General features: G+C 63.8%; 14 protein-coding genes and 1 riboswitch. Of the genes, 2 read left to right on the forward strand and 12 right to left on the reverse strand.

Translation table 11 applies throughout. The features are described 5' to 3' along the window. Positions 1-32: 32 nt before the first annotated feature. Positions 33-923, reverse strand: coding sequence for a substrate-binding domain-containing protein (locus C8N35_RS13425; protein ID WP_107990205.1), 891 nt, complete (start codon positions 921-923; stop codon positions 33-35). 415 nt (positions 924-1,338) lie between these two features. Here C8N35_RS13425 and C8N35_RS13430 point away from each other — a divergent pair, with 415 nt between their 5' ends. Both C8N35_RS13430 and C8N35_RS13435 read left to right on the forward strand, forming a co-directional pair. Next, the gene (locus C8N35_RS13430; protein WP_107990206.1) at positions 1,339-2,043 is read left to right on the forward strand and encodes a CoA transferase subunit A; all 705 of its coding nucleotides are present in this window, start codon (positions 1,339-1,341) and stop codon (positions 2,041-2,043) included. Beyond that, the gene (locus C8N35_RS13435) at positions 2,043-2,666 is read left to right on the forward strand and encodes a CoA transferase subunit B (RefSeq protein ID WP_107990207.1); all 624 of its coding nucleotides are present in this window, start codon (positions 2,043-2,045) and stop codon (positions 2,664-2,666) included. The genes C8N35_RS13430 and C8N35_RS13435 overlap by 1 nt, the downstream gene beginning before the upstream one ends. Before the next feature lie 128 nt (positions 2,667-2,794). On the opposite strand, the gene C8N35_RS13440 is transcribed toward C8N35_RS13435, so the two are convergent. The 11 genes from C8N35_RS13440 to C8N35_RS13490 all read right to left on the reverse strand — a co-directional run bounded on the left by C8N35_RS13440 (position 2,795) and on the right by C8N35_RS13490 (position 16,898). After that, complete coding sequence (locus tag C8N35_RS13440) at positions 2,795-3,484, reverse strand: LysE family translocator (protein WP_107990208.1); 690 nt, start codon at positions 3,482-3,484, stop codon at positions 2,795-2,797. Further along, positions 3,481-4,107 (reverse strand): formyltransferase family protein, encoded by a 627-nt coding sequence (locus tag C8N35_RS13445; RefSeq protein ID WP_107990209.1) that lies wholly within the window; start codon positions 4,105-4,107, stop codon positions 3,481-3,483. Before C8N35_RS13445 ends, C8N35_RS13440 begins: the two co-directional genes overlap by 4 nt. Before the next feature lie 47 nt (positions 4,108-4,154). Beyond that, positions 4,155-5,528, reverse strand: a complete 1,374-nt coding sequence (locus C8N35_RS13450) for an aspartate aminotransferase family protein (RefSeq protein ID WP_107990210.1) — start codon at positions 5,526-5,528, stop codon at positions 4,155-4,157. A gap of 207 nt (positions 5,529-5,735) precedes the next feature. Continuing rightward, positions 5,736-7,562, reverse strand: a complete 1,827-nt coding sequence (locus C8N35_RS13455) for a carbamoyltransferase family protein (RefSeq protein WP_107990211.1) — start codon at positions 7,560-7,562, stop codon at positions 5,736-5,738. Next, positions 7,559-9,721: an iron-containing redox enzyme family protein gene (locus tag C8N35_RS13460; protein WP_107990212.1), complete on the reverse strand. Its 2,163-nt coding sequence runs from the start codon at positions 9,719-9,721 to the stop codon at positions 7,559-7,561. The genes C8N35_RS13455 and C8N35_RS13460 overlap by 4 nt, the downstream gene beginning before the upstream one ends. A 284-nt stretch (positions 9,722-10,005) precedes the next feature. Further along, positions 10,006-10,986: an SGNH/GDSL hydrolase family protein gene (locus C8N35_RS13465; protein ID WP_210203519.1), complete on the reverse strand. Its 981-nt coding sequence runs from the start codon at positions 10,984-10,986 to the stop codon at positions 10,006-10,008. Between the two features lie 241 nt (positions 10,987-11,227). Next, a complete protein-coding gene (locus C8N35_RS13470) occupies positions 11,228-12,025 on the reverse strand; it encodes an ABC transporter ATP-binding protein (protein WP_107990214.1) in 798 nt (265 codons plus the stop codon). Then, positions 12,022-13,035 (reverse strand): FecCD family ABC transporter permease, encoded by a 1,014-nt coding sequence (locus C8N35_RS13475; protein WP_107990215.1) that lies wholly within the window; start codon positions 13,033-13,035, stop codon positions 12,022-12,024. The genes C8N35_RS13470 and C8N35_RS13475 overlap by 4 nt, the downstream gene beginning before the upstream one ends. After that, positions 13,032-13,874 (reverse strand): ABC transporter substrate-binding protein, encoded by an 843-nt coding sequence (locus tag C8N35_RS13480; RefSeq protein WP_107990216.1) that lies wholly within the window; start codon positions 13,872-13,874, stop codon positions 13,032-13,034. Before C8N35_RS13480 ends, C8N35_RS13475 begins: the two co-directional genes overlap by 4 nt. A 32-nt stretch (positions 13,875-13,906) precedes the next feature. Then, entirely contained in the window at positions 13,907-15,853 is a 1,947-nt protein-coding gene (locus C8N35_RS13485) for a TonB-dependent receptor plug domain-containing protein (protein WP_107990217.1), read from the reverse strand. Positions 15,854-16,042: 189 nt separating this feature from the next. Beyond that, positions 16,043-16,248: riboswitch (cobalamin riboswitch) on the reverse strand. A gap of 62 nt (positions 16,249-16,310) precedes the next feature. Then, positions 16,311-16,898 (reverse strand): HutD/Ves family protein, encoded by a 588-nt coding sequence (locus tag C8N35_RS13490; RefSeq protein WP_107990218.1) that lies wholly within the window; start codon positions 16,896-16,898, stop codon positions 16,311-16,313. Between the last annotated feature and the right edge of the window lie 350 nt (positions 16,899-17,248).

The raw sequence follows: 17,248 nt of genomic DNA on the forward strand, positions 1-17,248 counted from the left end.
CGGCGCGGAGGGCAGAATTTGGAGCAGCGGACTTACTTGCCGGTATAGACACCCGGCTCGATCGGCTGCTCGGCGGGGACATCCTCGCCGTTCATCACCTTGATCGCGGTGTCGACGGCCTGCTTGCCCATCTGGTCGGGAAACTGCTGGATGACGCCGACCATGACGGGGTCATTGTCCACGGCGTTGCGCGCCTCTTCCATGCCGTCGAACCCGATGACCTTCACCTGATCCTGAAGCCCCTGCGACTTCACCGCAACGGCTGCGGCCAGCGCGGCGTCGTCGCCGAAGCCGAAGATGCCGGTGATGTCGGGGTGTGCCTGAAGCATGTTCTGGGCAACCGCCAGCGCCTCGGCGCGGGTGATACCGGTCTGCTGGGCGACGATCTCGATATCCGGGTACGCTTCGAGCGCCTTCTTGAAGCCTTCCACACGGGCGACCACGGACTGAACCGTCGGATAGTCGATGATAGCGACCTTGCCCTTGCCGTCCAGAACCTCGGCCATGAGCTTGCCGGCCTTGACGCCGCCGGCATAGTTGTCCGTGCCGATGTAGGAGGTCACGTCGACGCCCTTGGCCGGCACATCGACGGTGAGAACCTTGATGCCGGCATTCTTCGCCTTCATGATCGCCGGCAGCACGCCCTGGCTGTCGACGGGCGAGATGACGATGACGTCCACGCCCTTCACGATGAAGTCTTCAACGTCGGCAAGCTGCTTGCTCAGATCCTGATTGGCGATCGAGATTTCCAGCGGGACGTTCTTTTCCGAAGCTTCCGCCTTCATTGCGTTGGCAAGCTCGATATAGAACGGATGCTGCTGGGTGAGAAGCGACGCGCCGATGCCGTCGGCCCAGACGGATGTGGCAGCAAACAGGGCCGCGCCGGAGATCAGCGCACATTTCAGAACTCGTGGAATGAACATCGTTCCTCCCTTCGTTATACTTTGGAGGACGGCCAGCTTGTCACTCAACATCCTCCCCGAGGTAGCCTGCGCCTGATAGCATCGGATTTTACTCGTGTAAAATTTTTTCGCCCGATTGTGACAAGATCACGCGGAGATTTCCCCCGCCGCGAAACACGAAAGCCCGGACGATGGCCGCAAGACCTTGCGCATGAAGCGGCGAGACATCGATTGGCGCATTCACGGCGGAACGGGGAGTTCTCGCCGCGGCATCCGGTGCGCGGGGTGCGCCCGCGCCGCATCTGGCAAGGAAAGGGTTGCCCCGCACGGCCGGACATGTCTTTTCTGCGTATATATGGCCGGGAACCGGCACCACGGGCCATGCCCGGATGCGCTGGCCCGTCATTCGCCTTGGGGCGGAACCAATGGAGGATTCATGAAAAAAGTATACGATTCAGCGGCGCAAGCCCTGGATGGCGTGCTGTTCGACGGCATGATGATCGCAGCGGGAGGATTCGGACTGTGCGGCATTCCGGAATTGTTGCTGCAGGCGATCAGGGATGCCGGCACCAAGGACCTGACCTTCGCCTCCAACAATGCCGGCGTCGATGATTTCGGGATCGGCATCCTTCTCCAGACCAAACAGGTCAAGAAGATGATCTCCTCCTATGTCGGGGAGAACAAGGAATTCATGCGCCAGTATCTCGGTGGCGAACTGGAGCTGGAATTCAACCCCCAGGGCACCCTTGCCGAGCGCATGCGCGCCGGCGGCGCGGGCATTCCCGGCTTCTACACCAAGACCGGCGTCGGCACGCAGATCGCCGAGGGCAAGGAAGTGAAGGTCTTCGACGGCGAGGAATACATCCTCGAACGCGGCATCGTCGCCGATCTCGCCATCGTCAAGGCCTGGAAGGCCGACACCACCGGCAACGCGATCTTCCGCAAGACCGCCCGCAACTTCAACCCGCCCGCCGCCATGTGCGGCAAGATCTGCGTGATGGAGGTGGAGGAGATCGTCGAGCCCGGCGCGCTCGATCCCGATCACATCCACCTGCCCGGCATCTACGTGCATCGCATCGTTCAGGGCACGCACGAGAAACGCATCGAACAGCACACCGTGCGCCAGCGGGAGGAAGCCTGATGCCCTGGGATCGCAATCAGATGGCCGCACGCGCGGCGCAGGAACTCGAAGACGGCATGTATGTCAATCTCGGCATCGGCATCCCGACGCTGGTCGCCAACTATGTCGGCGACAAGGACATCACGCTGCAGTCGGAAAACGGCATGCTCGGCATGGGCCCCTTTCCCTATGAGGGCGAGGAAGACCCCGATCTGATCAATGCCGGCAAGCAGACCATCACCGAACTCTCGCGCACGGCCTATTTCGACAGCGCCATGTCGTTCGGCATGATCCGTGGCGGCAAGATTGCCGCCGCGATCCTCGGTGCGATGGAAGTCGCCGAGAATGGCGACCTTGCGAACTGGATGATCCCCGGCAAGCTGGTCAAGGGCATGGGCGGCGCCATGGATCTTGTGGCCGGCGTCGGCAAGGTCATCGTGGTGATGGACCACACCAACAAGGCCGGCGAGAGCAAGGTGCTGAAGGCCTGCACCCTGCCGCTCACCGGCACGGGCGTGATCGATCGCATCATCACCAATCTCGGCGTTCTCGATGTGGTCGAGGGCGGACTGAAGATTGTGGAACTGGCCGATGGCGTTTCCGAAGAGGAACTGCGCGCGGCCACCGAGGCGACGATCGTGTGATCCGGCGCTCCGGTCGAACGGGACCGGAGCGCGATTGCCTTCGGACTACCGGCAGCGAAATCGTTGCGCTGCCGGTAGGCTCTTGCAGGTCTCTTTTGCGGCGGGAGCGGCCCCGATATTCGAGGCCCCTACCCGGTCAGGCTCGCCAGCACGGGCTTTACCGAGTTCAGCACCAGCCCGGCGCCCGCGACGGCGAAAAGTACGGCGATGACGAGGTTGATCGGCACCGTGGCCCGCAGGTAGCCCCGCATCATGGCCGGAGCGGAAAAGACCAGCGCGTAGGTGCAGAAGATGATCACACCCAGCGTCGCGCACCCCGCCACGATCACCACCGGCAACAGCAGATCATCCGCGCCGGCCGGCAACCCGATGGCGATGATCGACATCCAGACCAGCATCGCCTTGGGATTGGTCAGGTGCAGGCCGAGCCCGTACAGATAAAGGTTGCGGTGTCCCGGACCTGTCTTTCCCGCCGCATCGGACGCAGCCCCCAGTTCCGCCGGGCGGCCCGCCATCGCCGTCTTCAGGGCTTTCCAGCCCAGGAAGATCAGATAGCAGCCCCCGACGACGCCGAGCGCGTTCAGAAGTTGCGGCATCCGCGCCAGTGCCGCGCCCAGTCCCACAGCACACGCGATGCCCCAGATCAGCGATCCGGAAATCACGCCGAAGGCCGTCGCCAGTCCCCCCGCACGCCCGTGCGAAAGGGCGTTTCGCATGATCGCCATGTTGGCGGGACCCGGACTCGACGTACCCACGACATAGGTCCCGAACGCCATCGCCAGATTGGGCAGGAAAGCGGCAAGTCCCTCGCCCATCATACGACACTCCGGTGATCGGGCATGTCGGCCTTCGTCTTGGCGAGCCACGCGTCGATCTCGCGCTGGCGGTACAGCCGTTCGCCCCAGCGCTCCGGCGAGCGCGGCAGCGGCCGGCCCGGCAGGATGTAGTCGGAAAGCAGCCTGACGAACTGCGAAAGACAATGCACTCCCACCTGATAGCGCAGCGAGGAGGCCGTCTCGCCGGGCGAGATGGTGAAGTGCTCCACGTCGACGATGTCGCCAGTGTCGACCGATGACGCCAGATGATGGCAGGTCGAGCCGTAGGTCTCGTCGCCCTGGTAGATCGCGTAATGCTGGCTGCCAAGGCCGCGGTATTTCGGCGGGGCCGGGTGGAAGTTGATCGCCCCCTTGCGCGCGCGCTGAAAGACATCTTGAGGAAAGATGTAGTCGCCGCGATAGGAGATGATCCAGTCGCCCTCCCAGTCCTTGATGTGCTCGGGCTCAGGATCGCCGGTATCCCAGCACAGCACCTCCAGATTGGTGAACATCTCGCGCGCGTAGGCAACGCCCAGATCGCACCAGTCCATGTCGACGACGGAAAGCAGAACCTTGTCGGTGTTCTTTTGCGGCGTGGGAGCAGGATGGGAATTCGGTATCGTCATGAATATTACCCTCGATAGTCAATCACTCACGGTTAAATCGAAACGCCCTAGGCCACAGGCTCCGCGACGGTCTGCGAGACGGCGGCAACACGCCGCATATCCGCAAGAACGGTGTCCAGAACCTTGCCAAATCGGGCGAGCAGTACGTCGATCTCATCATCGCTGGCGATGAAGGGCGGGCCGAACAGGATGTGACACCCCTCCCGTCCGTCCGCCGTGCCGGAGCCTGGATAGAGCAGCAGCCCGTTGTCGAAACCCGTCCGCTTGAGCAGCGCGGCTATTGCGGCGCCCTCAGCCAGCGGCACGCGGGTTTTCTTGTCGGCGACGAATTCGATCCCCAGGAAAAGCCCGCGCCCGCGCACATCGCCGATGAAGGGATGGTTGCGCGCGATCGCCTCCAGCCCGGCGCGAAGCCGCGCGCCCTGCCGGCGCACCGCCGCGATCAGTCCGTCGTCGCGGATGGTCTTTTGAACTTCCAGCGCCACCGCGCAGGCGAAAGGATGGTTCACATGGGTCTGGCCGTTCTGCAGAATGCCGGAACCAGCGCGCAGCGCCTCGTGAATGTGCGGCGCAACGAGATACCCCGAGATCGGCTGGTAGCCTGCCGCCAGCCCCTTGCCGATGGCGACAATGTCGGGAACGACGCCGTCCTCGAAATGCGAATAGAGATGACCGGTGCGGCCCATGCCCGACATCACGTCATCGAGGATGAGCAGCACGCCGTGACGGTTGCAAACCTCGCGGATCGCCTTGAAATAGCCGGGCACCGCCGGCACCGCCCCGTTGGTCGAACCGACGACCGGTTCGGCGACGAAGGCGGCGACCGTGTCGGACCCGAGCGAGGTGATGCGATCGTCGAGTTCGCGCGCCAGCCGCGCGACATAGGCAGCATCGTTCTCGCCTGCCTTCTGGCCGCGATAGGCATTGCACGCGGAAACGAACGAGGTCTTGGCGAGAAGCGGCTCGAACACGCCACGCCGGGCGGGATTGTGCGACAGCGCCAGCGTGCCCAGCGTGCTGCCGTGATAGCTCTGGCGCCGCGAGATGAAGCGCTTGCGCGACGGCTCGCCCCGCTCGCAGTGATACTGGTAGGCGACCTTCACCGCCAGCTCCATCGCCTCCGATCCACCGGAGAGGAACTGGACATGGGAAAGCCCCGGCCCGGCCTCGCCGATCAACAGTTCCGCCAGCTCCTCCGCCGCGTCGCAGGTGAAACTGCCCGCATGTGCCCACGCGACGTTCTCCGCTTCCCGCGCCATCGCGGCACGGATGCGCGGATGGCGATGGCCCAGACTGGAGACCACCACCCCGCCGCATGTATCGAGGATCGGCGCGCGCCCGTCCGCGTGCAGCCAGACACGGTCTCCGCCCGTCAGGCGCAGCGGCGTATCGTTCAGCTTCTTGTAGATAGTTGCCGACATCGCTTTACGTCATCCAAATTGCTTGTTGCCAAATCACGTGTCGAAACGGACCGGGGAATCCCAGGTGCTCTTGCGCGCATGGAACCGGCGTTCAAACCGGCTCACGCCAAAAACCCGGCGAAAGGCCCAAACGGGCAAAAAGAGAAGAATGTAAAAAATCGAACTAACGAGAGAGAGCATAATACGCTCCTTTTCTGCAGCACAATATCAATCGAGCGCGATTTCGTTGCGCCAGTCGACGTCGTTTTCAAGTGGCGGCTGATCGTTCTTAACGAGAACGCAATTGCCGAGAACCAGAACGTCCATGTTCGTCCGCATGAAACAGGTGTAGGCCTCCTCCGGCGTGCAGACGATCGGCTCACCGCGCACGTTAAACGAGGTGTTCACCAGCACCGGACACCCCGTCTTGTCCTCAAAACGCCGCAACAGCCTGTGGAACTGCGGGTTTGTTTCCTCATGGACGGTCTGGACGCGCGCGGAGTTGTCGACATGGGTTATCGCCGGCAACTGGGAACGCACCTCATTGATGGAGCCAAGCCCGCGCTCGCTCGTCTCCCGGCACCATTTCTCCAGAACGGGAGAGACAACGAGCATGTACGGGCTGTCCTGGCGCATGTCGAAATAGTCGTCCGCCTTCTCCGCCAGCACGGCGGGTGCAAAGGGGCGGAAGGATTCGCGGAACTTGATCTTGAGGTTCATCGTCTTCTGCATCTCGACATTGCGCGGATCGCCGATGATCGAGCGAGCGCCGAGCGACCGGGGCCCGAATTCCATCCGCCCCTGGAACCACCCAACAACCCCGCCCTTGGCCAGATGCTCGGCCGTGGTCTCCAGCATTCGGTCCTCGCCGAAACGCCGATACGGTGCGCCACGTCCTTCCAGGAAGCTGGCGATGTCGTCATCGTCATAGGAGGGTCCGAGCAGAGCCCCGCGCATCGCATCGTGCTGACCCGGAACGATCTGCAGACGCCGGCCGGACCGTTGCACGTCCTGATCGAGCGCCACGCCGAGCGCGCAACCGGCATCGCCGGCCGCCGGCTGGATCCAGATTTCATCGAACAGCCCCGCGCGCGACAGCTCGCCGTTGGCGACACAGTTGAGCGCCACACCGCCGGCAAGGCACAGCCTGTTCTCGCCGGTCATCGCCTTCGCCGCGCGCGCAAGCCCGATGACGGCCTCCGTCGTGACCTTCTGGACAGAGGCCGCCAGATCGCATTCGCCCTGGGTGAGTTCGCTCTCCGGCTCCCGACGTGGCCGTCCGAACAGCCGAGCGAACCGCTCGCCCACCATGCGCTGCCCCTGGAGGAACCCGAAATACGCCATGTTGAGCGAAAACGAACCGTCGTCGCGCAGCTCGATCAGGTTGTCTCGGATCTTGTCGGCATGGATCGGCCGGCCATAGGGGGCCAGCCCCATCAACTTGTATTCGCCGGAATCGACCTTGAACCCGCAAAAATAGGTGAAGGCCGAATAGAGCAGCCCCAGCGAGTGGGGATAGGAAATCGCGTTGGCGAGCGTCAGATCGCGGCCCTTGCCGTGCCAGATGGTCGTCGTGTGCCATTCGCCCACCCCGTCGACGCACAGCACCGCGGCACGCTCGAACGGCGAGGGATAGAAGGCGGAGGCCGCATGCGAGCGGTGATGCGCGCCCTTGAGGACCTTTACCGCAACGCCGTCGTTCATCGCCTTGAGACGCTGCGCCACCACGTCCGTCGCCCGTCCTTTCCAGCGGATCCATTCCGGCAGGATGTGGCGGAAGGCCGGAAGGCCGGCCGGGCCGGCGCTTGCGAACGAGGAAAGCGTGCGGCCAAGCTTCAGCTTCGGGTCCTCGTAGTAATTGATCGTGGACAGGTCGCCCAGCCGGATGCCGGCGGTCGCCAGGCAATAGCGGATCGCATCTTCTGGAAAACCGCTGTCGTGACGGATGCGGCTGAACCGCTCTTGCTGAGCGGCCGCAACGATCCGCCCATCCCCCACAAGGGCGGCCGCGCTGTCGTGATAGAAGGCCGAGATGCCAAGATGATACTGCGTCATGAGGCGGTCTCCGTCTCGCGTAACGGGTGATGGTGGAAGGTGTCGATGGTGCCCGGCGGCGCGGCGCCCCTGCCCGGCTTTCCGGCCGATGTGCGGGCGAAGAAATCGAGTTCGCGGGGATCGTCCACAAGCGGCGCGAGCGACTCGTATCCGGCCCGGATCCGCGCCCAGCTTTCAGCCACCGGCACCACGTCGCGGCTCGACTGCACATAAGCGTCGATCGCATCTGCCGCCCATGCGGAATGACCGCTGGAGACGTTGTCGATCGTGTTGTGCAGATCGACGAAGATCGTCGGAAAGCCGTGGTGTTTCAGGAATTCGCGCGCGTTGCGGTAGCTGCCGCCGACGCCGGAAAGCTCCATCGCCAGATTGAGCCCCAAAATCTCCGGCCGGAAAGTGACCGGAAACTTGCCGATGGCGAGCCAGTAGACCGGCAACCGGTACGAGCCATCATCGATCCGCCGATCCTCGGCAAAGGCCCGCGACCCCGTCGGTGGCAGCGTCACGGCCATCGCGGCGAGCACGTCGCGGTAGATCTTGGGGTGGTTGATCTGCCAGTCGCCGTTGCCAAGTTCGTCCCAGTAGGTTTCGAAAAGCGGTGCGCCGAACCGGCTCGACGCCATTGAGACGTCGGTGAAGCCCTGAAGCCAGGCCCCGTCGATGAGTGTCAGCGGTGCCAGCTGCACCGTCTGTTCGATCACAGACTCGCGGCTCGGAAATTCCTGATCCCGCGCCTCCTCGAATGCCCGGCCATGGGCGTCGTGGGAGGTCTGAAGCCATTCGCGCAATTCGCCCGGTCGCCAGTCGCCCGGCAACGACCGGTCCGAACGATCGACCGAGCGGCGGGCGAGATCGAGCCAGAAGGCGCAATAGTCCAGGGCGAACTGGCGCGTACGCGGCGCGAGCGCGCGGCCCTGAAGCAGGAAATAGGCGGTGCGGATATCCCCCGGCCGCGCGCCGATCTCAAGATCGCCGGCGGCGACCGGCTGTCGGCCCGGGCTGAGGCGAACCGCCTTCGGCAAGACGGTCTCCGCCGCGCGCTCCCTCTCGCCCTCTTGCGCCAGCGACGTGATCCAGCGTGCGATGATGGCAATATCAGCCTGGGAGAAGATGCGGAACATCGCCCCGTCAGGACGCAGCAGACCGTTGATCAGCTGACTTCGTTCCGGCTGGCCGGGCCGGATCAGCCGGCTACGTCCAAGCGCATCGACGAGCGGCATCGGGTCGTCCTGACTTTGCGCGAACCAGTCGCTGAGCGGACGGCCTTCCAGCTTGAACGCGCTATGATAGACGCGCGCCTCGCGCGCCCTGTCCTGCACCAGAATGGCCATGGCGAGCCGGGGGTCGGAGATCGAGCGCACGATCGCCCGGGCAAGGGCGTCCATCTCCTCCATCAGAACGGCGAAGATCGAAATACCATGGCACAAACGTGCGCGCCTGACGCGATCCCCGGCGATCTCCTCGCCGATTTCCAGCGCGAGAGCATTCGCCGTCTGCCCCTGCACCAGATCGATACTGGTGGCGAGCGAGACATCCAGCGCCCGACGGCGCTTGCCATCAAGGCGGAGATCACCCCAGACCGGCAGAAGCCCGACATGGCGCCAGGCGAGGTCGAGCCCGATCAGCTCGCAATCGAACACATCGGAACGCCGGCTCATCGCGAAGATCGTTGCCGGTAGTCGAAACATGCCGTCGCGGATCTCGCGCGTATCTGAAAGCTGCGCGATGCTTCCCGCAACAGACGTCACCTCATAGGCCCGACAGATGTCGCGGAAGCGGTCAAAACGACTGCGCTCGGGCGCGCCGACACCGATATCATCGGCAAGAAGAGCCATCAGACGGAGATTGACCGGATCCTCGAAAACGCAAGGCGCGCTCAGCCCTTGCAAGGCGGCGCCGAAGGCGGAGGCCAGCGGCGCGGTCTGCTCAAGGATGGCGGCTTCCGCTTCCCGCTCGCGCTCCGCATCCAAGGTGTCGAACAGGTCGCGCCACCGGGCAGCCAGGTCCTCCGCACGTATCCGCAACGCGCCAAGCCTTTCGCCAAGCGGCAGATCGCAGGACACCTCTTCCGGCAAGTCTTTCGGCAAAAGGGATCGGATATTGTCCGCGTCGAGATAAACCTCGGGGTTCATCGCGTACGCGAAAACATGACGCCACATGAAAAGCCTCAATAAAAAGCAATAATTTGCGCAAGTCCTCCCTCGACGGAGCGCATTATCTGACCGCGCCGCGGGAGATCGGCCATAAATGGCCGGAGCCCGGAAGTTGAAGGACCGGAATTCAAGTCAGCGCCACTGATCGGACGAGGTCCCTCCTCTCGCCGGACGCTCGGCCGGAAACGCTCAGAACATCGGATAGATGGTGGCGTCCTTTTTCTTGGCCTTCCTTGCGGACTTGAAGCCAAACAACGACTTAATGAAATGGATGAAACGCAGCATGGAGATTATCCCTTCTCTTGCAAAAGTGCTTTCAGCAATAAATTCGCCATCCAGTCGTGCCCCTGATCGGTAAAATGGATCCGGTCGACGAACAGCCAGAAATCTTCCGGCAGGCTTTGTCGAATTTGAGGCACGATATCGATGAACCGCACGCCGAGGTCTTGTGTCCCGCTGCGAAGCCGGTCTCGATATGCGCGATAGGCGTCCTCCTCCAGAATGTCGCCGTAATTCTCGGCGAACCGCCCCTTCCTCTCCAGTTCCGCGAAGAGGGCCTCTTCTTCCGCTGTCCCGGTCTTGCGGACCCAGTTGGCGAGCGGTTGCAGAACGAAGGTCAGTTCCGCTCCCATGTCGTTCGCCATGGCCCGCCAATTCGCGAGATTGCGAAGCACCAGCCGCGCGGCATAATCGATCTGTTCGTCATGCGTCGGGGTTTTGCCCTCTTCCTCCGCCGCCTTGCGGCCTCCCCCGAACCAGGACGAGAACCGCGACTGCTTGCGCCCACCCATGGCATCGAAGAAATCGTTGCACATGAAGAACGCGCCGTGTTCCTGGCGCAACCTCGCGGGCAAACGCGCAAGGCCCAGATCGTTAAAGCCGGAAAAGAGCACAATCTCCTTCACCTTCGGCAGATGCTGCCGGTTGAGGGAGAACAGGATCATCTCCTGCGTGGAATTGAAGCTGCGTCCGCCGAAATTGATCCACGGCACGGCGCGCGGATCGTTTTCGGAGAGCCGCGAGGCCAGCGTATGCCGGTCCGCGCTTGCTCCGATCCCGAACACCGTCGAACTTCCCGCGATCACCCGCACTTCGTCGATCCCGTCACGATCGCCGAGCGAATAACGCGAACCGCGTGCGTGTGAATAGCGAAAGCCGGTCGCATCCGTATTCACGACGTCCGATTCATAGTTATACGGGTGGAAATACATGGTGTACGGCAACCAGTTGATGTTACCGCTATCGGCGAATTCCTCGGAATACGCGCGCATGTATGGCGTCAATTGCCTGACAGAATCCAATATCATTTAAAAGAACCACTTAAAAGAATATAAAATAGATCTGAAATGTATATACACTCATTGTACGCGTCAATGGTGTCTGAATGACGACACTTACCATACGGTATTCCAGGCGCGCGAACCATACGACAGGCGGACGAATGCCCTTCCGGCTTGCCTTTCGTCTCCACGACACATGACTTCGAAGACCACGGAGATGCTCACCGCGAGGTCACCGCAGCCGGGCAGGCACGTCCTCCACGAGGTCCAGCGGCTGGATCACCATCCCCCCTTCCGCCTCGCCGAAATGCGCGCGGATGCCGTAAACCTCGGCCAGTCTGTCGGCGGTGAGCACGTCTCTCGGCGCACCGTCCGCGACGATGCGCCCCCGCGCCATCAGAATGATCCGCGTGCACCAGCGTGCCGCCAGACCGAGATCGTGCAGGCAGGCCAGAACGCTCGATCCATTCGCAGCCAGATCCGCGAAGACGCGCATGCAGGCGATCTGATGCGCGGGATCGAGCCCGGCCGTCGGCTCATCCGCCATCAGCAACGGCGCGCACTGGGCAAGCGCGCGGGCGATCAGAACGCGGGCCCGTTCACCGCCGGACAGGTCCGTGGCACGCCGCTTTTCCAGATGCGCCACATCCGCCGCCTCCATCGCCTGACGCACGACCGTACGGTCCGCCACGGTGAGATCCCCGGGACCGGGCCGGCGATGCGGCATGCGGCCAAGGGCGACGACGCGCTCCACGGCGACCGGCCAGGCGATCTCGCGGTCCTGTGGCAGATAGGCGATCCGGCGGGCACGCTCGCCGACGGACAGATCCGCCGCCCGCCGCCCATCCATCGAAATCTCTCCCTCGCACCGTATCGACCCGAGCACGGCGCGAAGCAGTGTCGACTTGCCGGCCCCGTTCGGCCCGATCAGCCCGACGAATTCGCCAGCGGCGATTTCGAGCGCGAGATCCTTCACGACCTCGGCTCCACCCAGGGAAACGGAGAGCCCCGAAAGGTTCAGCAGGCTCATGCCTGTTCCCTCCGCGCGCGCCAGACCAGCCACAGGAAGAACGGCGCTCCGACAATGGAGGTGAGCACACCGAGCTTGAGATCGCGATCCGGCGCGATGAGGCGGACGGCGACGTCAGCGGCCAGCACCATGACCGCCCCACCGAGCGCACTTGCCGGCAGCAACCGCGAGGGCACCGCGCCGACCAGCGGTCTCAGCAGATGCGGCACCACAAGCCCGACGAACCCGATCGCTCCGGCCACAGCCGTCGCCCCGCCCACGGCCGATGCCGTGCCGAGGATTGCGAACAAGCGCACCCGCGCGACATTGACACCGAGGCTGCGAGCCCCATCATTGCCGATCGTCAGCGCATCAAGAGCCGGCCCGAGCCGGAACAGAACCACACACCCGACCACGATGAAGGGCCCGGCGAGCCACACATGGGTCATCGAGCGGTCGCTGAGCGAGCCGAGCATCCAGAACACGATCTCCAGCGCCGCAAACGGATTGGGCGAGAGATTGAGCGTCAGCGACGTCATCGCCGCGGCGAAGCTGGAAACCGCGACGCCGGCGAGAATGATGGCGAGCGTGCCGCCGCCGCCCGCCATCGCCTGGACCACGAGCACGGCGATCACCGCACCCGCGAGCGCCGCAAGCGGCAGGCCCAGCGGCACGGCGGCCGAAAGCCCCGTATAGATCGCCAGAACCGCGCCCAGCGAGGCCGACGCGCTGACACCGAGGAGCCCCGGCTCGGCCAGAGGATTGCGCAACAATCCCTGCAAGACGGCGCCGCTCAAGCCCAGCGAGGCACCAATACCCAGGCCAAGGAGCGCGCGCGGCAACCGGATCTCGCGCATCACCAGCGCCATCGCCTCGCGCGTTTCGTCTCCGCCGCCGCCCAAAACCAGCGCACGCAGGCTGTCGGAAAACGCAATTCCCGCCGGCCCCACCATCAGCGACAGCGCGAAGAGGATGCCCGTCGCCAACGCAAGCGACGCCAGCAGCAGCCGATAGGCGGCGATCTCACTCATTCCCCGTGCCTTGCAAGTGATGGCGAAGCGGTGGCGGCCTCACGAAGGATGCGCACCGCCTGCAGCGTGAACGGGCCGCCGCACACCCAGTACTTGGTCGCAACCGCCACGAAGGTCTTGCGCCGGGCAAGCGCACGATAGGCGGGATGACGGAAATTCTCACCCGCAAGCGCGGGCGCACCATAATCGCGCTCGCCGGAAACGATCAGATCGGGATCGGCCATGATGAGCGTTTCAAGCGGCAACCGCTCCGTCCCCTCGATGCCGAGTTCGCCGGCGATGTTGTCGAGCCCCGCCGCATCGAGCACGGCCTGGGAAAGCGTGCCGACGCCGGACGTGTAGCTGTTGGAAAAGCTCAAGGCCACCCGACGGCCCGACCGTGTGGCCCGCGCCTGATCGAGCCCGGCGTCGAGATCGGCCACCAGCGCCTCGGCCCTCTCCGGCCGCGCGAGCAGTGTCCCCATACGCCTCAGATTGGCGCGAACGTCGTCAAACGAGGTGGCCGGCGGAAACTGCTCCACCTGAAAGCCGAGCCGTTTGAGCAGAGCGACCGTCGCCCGCCGAGTGTAGGTGCCGGCAAGAACCAGATCCGGCCGCATCAGAAACACCTCTTCCGCCTGCCCGTGATTGAGCGGATAGGCGGCCGCCTCTTCCGACATGGCCGAGTTCTGCGGCTCGCGTGACAGATAGGAGACGGAATGAAGTTGGTCCGTCTCCGCAACCAGCATCGCGAGCTGGTCGGTACACACGTTGATGGAGACGACGCGCGCCGGTGCGCCGGCCGCATGCACCCCCGCGCTGCCAATCAGGGCCAGGCCGGAAAGGGCCAGGGCAACCATGGCCGCCCCGGCTTCAAGATATCTCAAGGCTCTCAAAAGCGTCCCTTCACGCCGACATAGGCGACCCGGCCCTGCGTGTTGTAGCCGTAGACCTCCTCGTAGTCGGCATCGAACATGTTGTCGATCCGGCCATAGACCTCGAAGCGATCGTTGATCCGGTACTTCGCCCCCGCATTGACGAGCGTATATCCGGCGAGATCGGCGCGGGAGGATGGCGAGGTCGTGTAGTTGTTGTCCACCGTCGTGCCGTTGAAGATCGCCTCGCCGAAGACCCGCGCCCGGTTGTCCAGAAACGCATAGGCGAGATTGAGCGAGCCCATATGCCGTGGCCGCCGCACCTCGACAAGCCGGGCACCGCCCGCCTCCGTCTGCTCCGTCGCATCCGTGTAGGTGTAGGTCGCCTTGAGGGTCAGCCGATCGAGAAGCCGCGCGGTCGCGGTCACCTCCACACCCTGGCGCAAACTCTCGCCTTCCCGGTTGACCGGCGTCGAGACGTAGCTCCCGCCGACAAGCTCGTAGACCGTCGTGATCTCGTTGGTCAGGTTCTGGTTGAAATAGGTCACGTCGACAACGAAGCGCCTGTCGAAAAAGGCCTGCTCCACGCCGGCATCCCAGCCCAGGCTCTCCTCCGGCTTCAGGTCCGCATTGCCGACAAAGGTGGAAGGCGTGTAGCCGTACTGTTCGTAGAAGGTCGGATTGGTGATGCCCGAGCCGAGCGAGGCGTGAAGCCGCGTGCCCGTTTCGACGAACTTCCATGCCCCCGCCACGGAAAAGGTGGTCGCGTCCTTGAACCGGTCGTTGAAGTCGTGCCGCACCGCGCCGTTCACATAGAAACGATCGAGGAACTCCCCCCGATACTCCGCCACCAGCGAATGGGCATCCCGGCTGAAACCATGGTCGAGGTGGGAGGGCCGGAACGTCTCGCGCTCCCATTCGTACCCGCCGGTGAGCGAGTGGTGCCCATCAAGCAAGGAGAGCGCATCGAACGCATAGGTCGACTGGTAGCGTGCGTTGATCCGGCTTCCCCTCGTGGAGGAGGTCACCACGCCGTCTTCCTCGTTTTCACGGGTCGCATCGCTGCCGGAGAACCGTGCCTTCTGCGTCCAGGCCCCATTGAGCGACGTGTGGGTCAGTCCGAGCGAGCCCGAAAACTCCTCCATCGCGGTCACGTCGTCGGTGTCCAGCACTTCGCCGTAGGTCGGGCTGCCAAAGGTGAAATCCTGACCATCGGTCTCGCCGCGCCGGTTGACGTATCGAAGCGTTCCATCAAGCTTCAGCCAGTCGGTCAGATCGACGTTGAGCTTGCCGTTCAAGGTGGCGTTGCGGTCTCCGTCGTCCTCCGAGCCGTAGTCGGAGACGTTGTAGCCGCCGGTATTGCGCAGCGCGGCCGACAGCGCGAGATCGTAGCGCTCGCCGCCGCCACGCATCAGCAGACTTGCCAGCGACGAACCATCCGAGCCCGCTTCCGTGCGCGCCGTTCCCTCAAAACCGTCGCGAATACCGCCCTTGGTGATGATGTTGACGACCCCGGCCGTCGCGTTGGAGCCCCAGAACGCGCTTTGCGGACCGCGCAGCACCTCGATACGCTCGATATCGTCAACGATGAGCCCACTGAAATCGTATTCGCCGGTGGACGTTTCGCCGACATCCACCCCGTCGATCATGACGAGCAGGTGATTGGATTCCGCACCGCGCACCCGCACCTGTGTCTGCCCGCCATACGAACCGGTGCGCGAAACCGAAAAGCCCGGCACGGTGCGCAGGGCATCGGCGACATAGCGCACGTTCTGCTCTTCAAGCTCTTTGGCGGTGATGACCGTGTAGGCCCGGCCCGACTTGTCCTTGTCGACCGGCGTGCGCCCGGCGGTGACGAGGATCGTGCCGAGCTCGACAGGCACATCTTCGGTATAGCTCTGGGCACCACTTGTGGATTGAAGAACGAGCGTGAGAACGCCCGCGGTTGCGATGATCTTGTACATGACCGCCCTGAATCATCGGCACGACGAACCGTCGTCCCGTTGGGTTTTCGACAAACCGCAGGCAGTCTCGATCTCGGTGAGAAACACGCGCTTTCACGCGCGGGGAACCCCGGCCGGTTCCGCATGCGGCGACACTTTTCAGATGTCACCGCCACGGACGACCGCGCCTGGACACACCCCGTATCCAAGCTTGGGTGACCGGAAAAGGCAGGTCTCCTGACTTCCGGGTCAACGCCTGCCTTTCACCTTCCCGACCGCTTGCGCGGCCAGTGGCCAATCGAAAGGAAGCTCACCGGTTACAGTTGCGGGGGCAGTCGCGGATTAGATCGAACCCGATCGCACCGCGTTCCCTTTTCATCCGCCGGCAAGGCGGAACCAGTTCCGTCCCTAGCCATATTCTCCCATGGGCAGGTTGGTCAATCGCCCGGCGCAAAGCGTTGTGGATGACGACCCGCGTTCAACGCGAGCCGGCAGTCTCCTCAAGGACGGTGACAACGAGAAGATCGAGGCCATCCGGCCCCGTCGCGACCATCGTCTCTTCCCAGCGCTCCGCCATGACCACGTCGAGCCGGGCCAGCGCGAAGGTCTCCCCACCGCCCGCCACCATGCACGAGGCAAGCGCCAGTATCACGCATGCCGCACCTTCCGGCACGATTTCAGCCCTCTCACTCCCCCCGACCCGATCGATTCGGCCGCGAAACTGTCCCCGCCGGGTCATCAGGTTCAGATCGGTTACCGGTCCGCCAAGGAGATCCGACGCAACCACCGCATCGCCCGCGAAAGCGGCCGCCGTACCCTTCGGCGTCACGTTCACGCTATCGCCGTCGATGCTCAAACGGAGCCCATCGCCGTCGACGATCGCCAGCACCCGGTCGATGTCCGCAAAACTCGAGAACGGTCCCGGCTCGGTGACCGTTGCCATTGAAAGCCGCCAGCCGAATTCCTCAAGCCCGGCGTCTTCGGGAAAGACGGTGATTTCCGCTGTTTCGCCTTTGCCGTTCTTCCAGGCCATGCGGCGATGATCCGCCGCTTTCAGGTATCGCATCACAATTCCTCAAACCGCAGGGCCGCCGTGTCCCCCGCTCCTGCGCGCGAGCCCGGAACCCTTCGTCGCCGGCATCCAGCGGACACATGACGGCGACGTCAAAACGGCCCCGTTCGCGAGATCGAAGGCGTTCATGTCGCGCGCGCCACCGCCCCTTGCCGGCCACACGTCATCAGGCAGCGGCAACCGTCGTCGTTGACATAGCCCCGGCGGCCCCTGTGCGGCAAGCGGGTGGAAGTGTACGGGGAGATGACCTGACGACATGGCGCCATGACAGTCGCGAGCACGCAATTGAGGATGAGGAACACTCGTGAGAAGAGCGCGCGGAGCCGGCGGGTTCCTGCGGTGTG

The sequence above is a fragment of the Breoghania corrubedonensis genome (genome assembly GCF_003053845.1).
GTDB classification, from domain to species: Bacteria; Pseudomonadota; Alphaproteobacteria; order Rhizobiales; family Stappiaceae; genus Breoghania; species Breoghania corrubedonensis.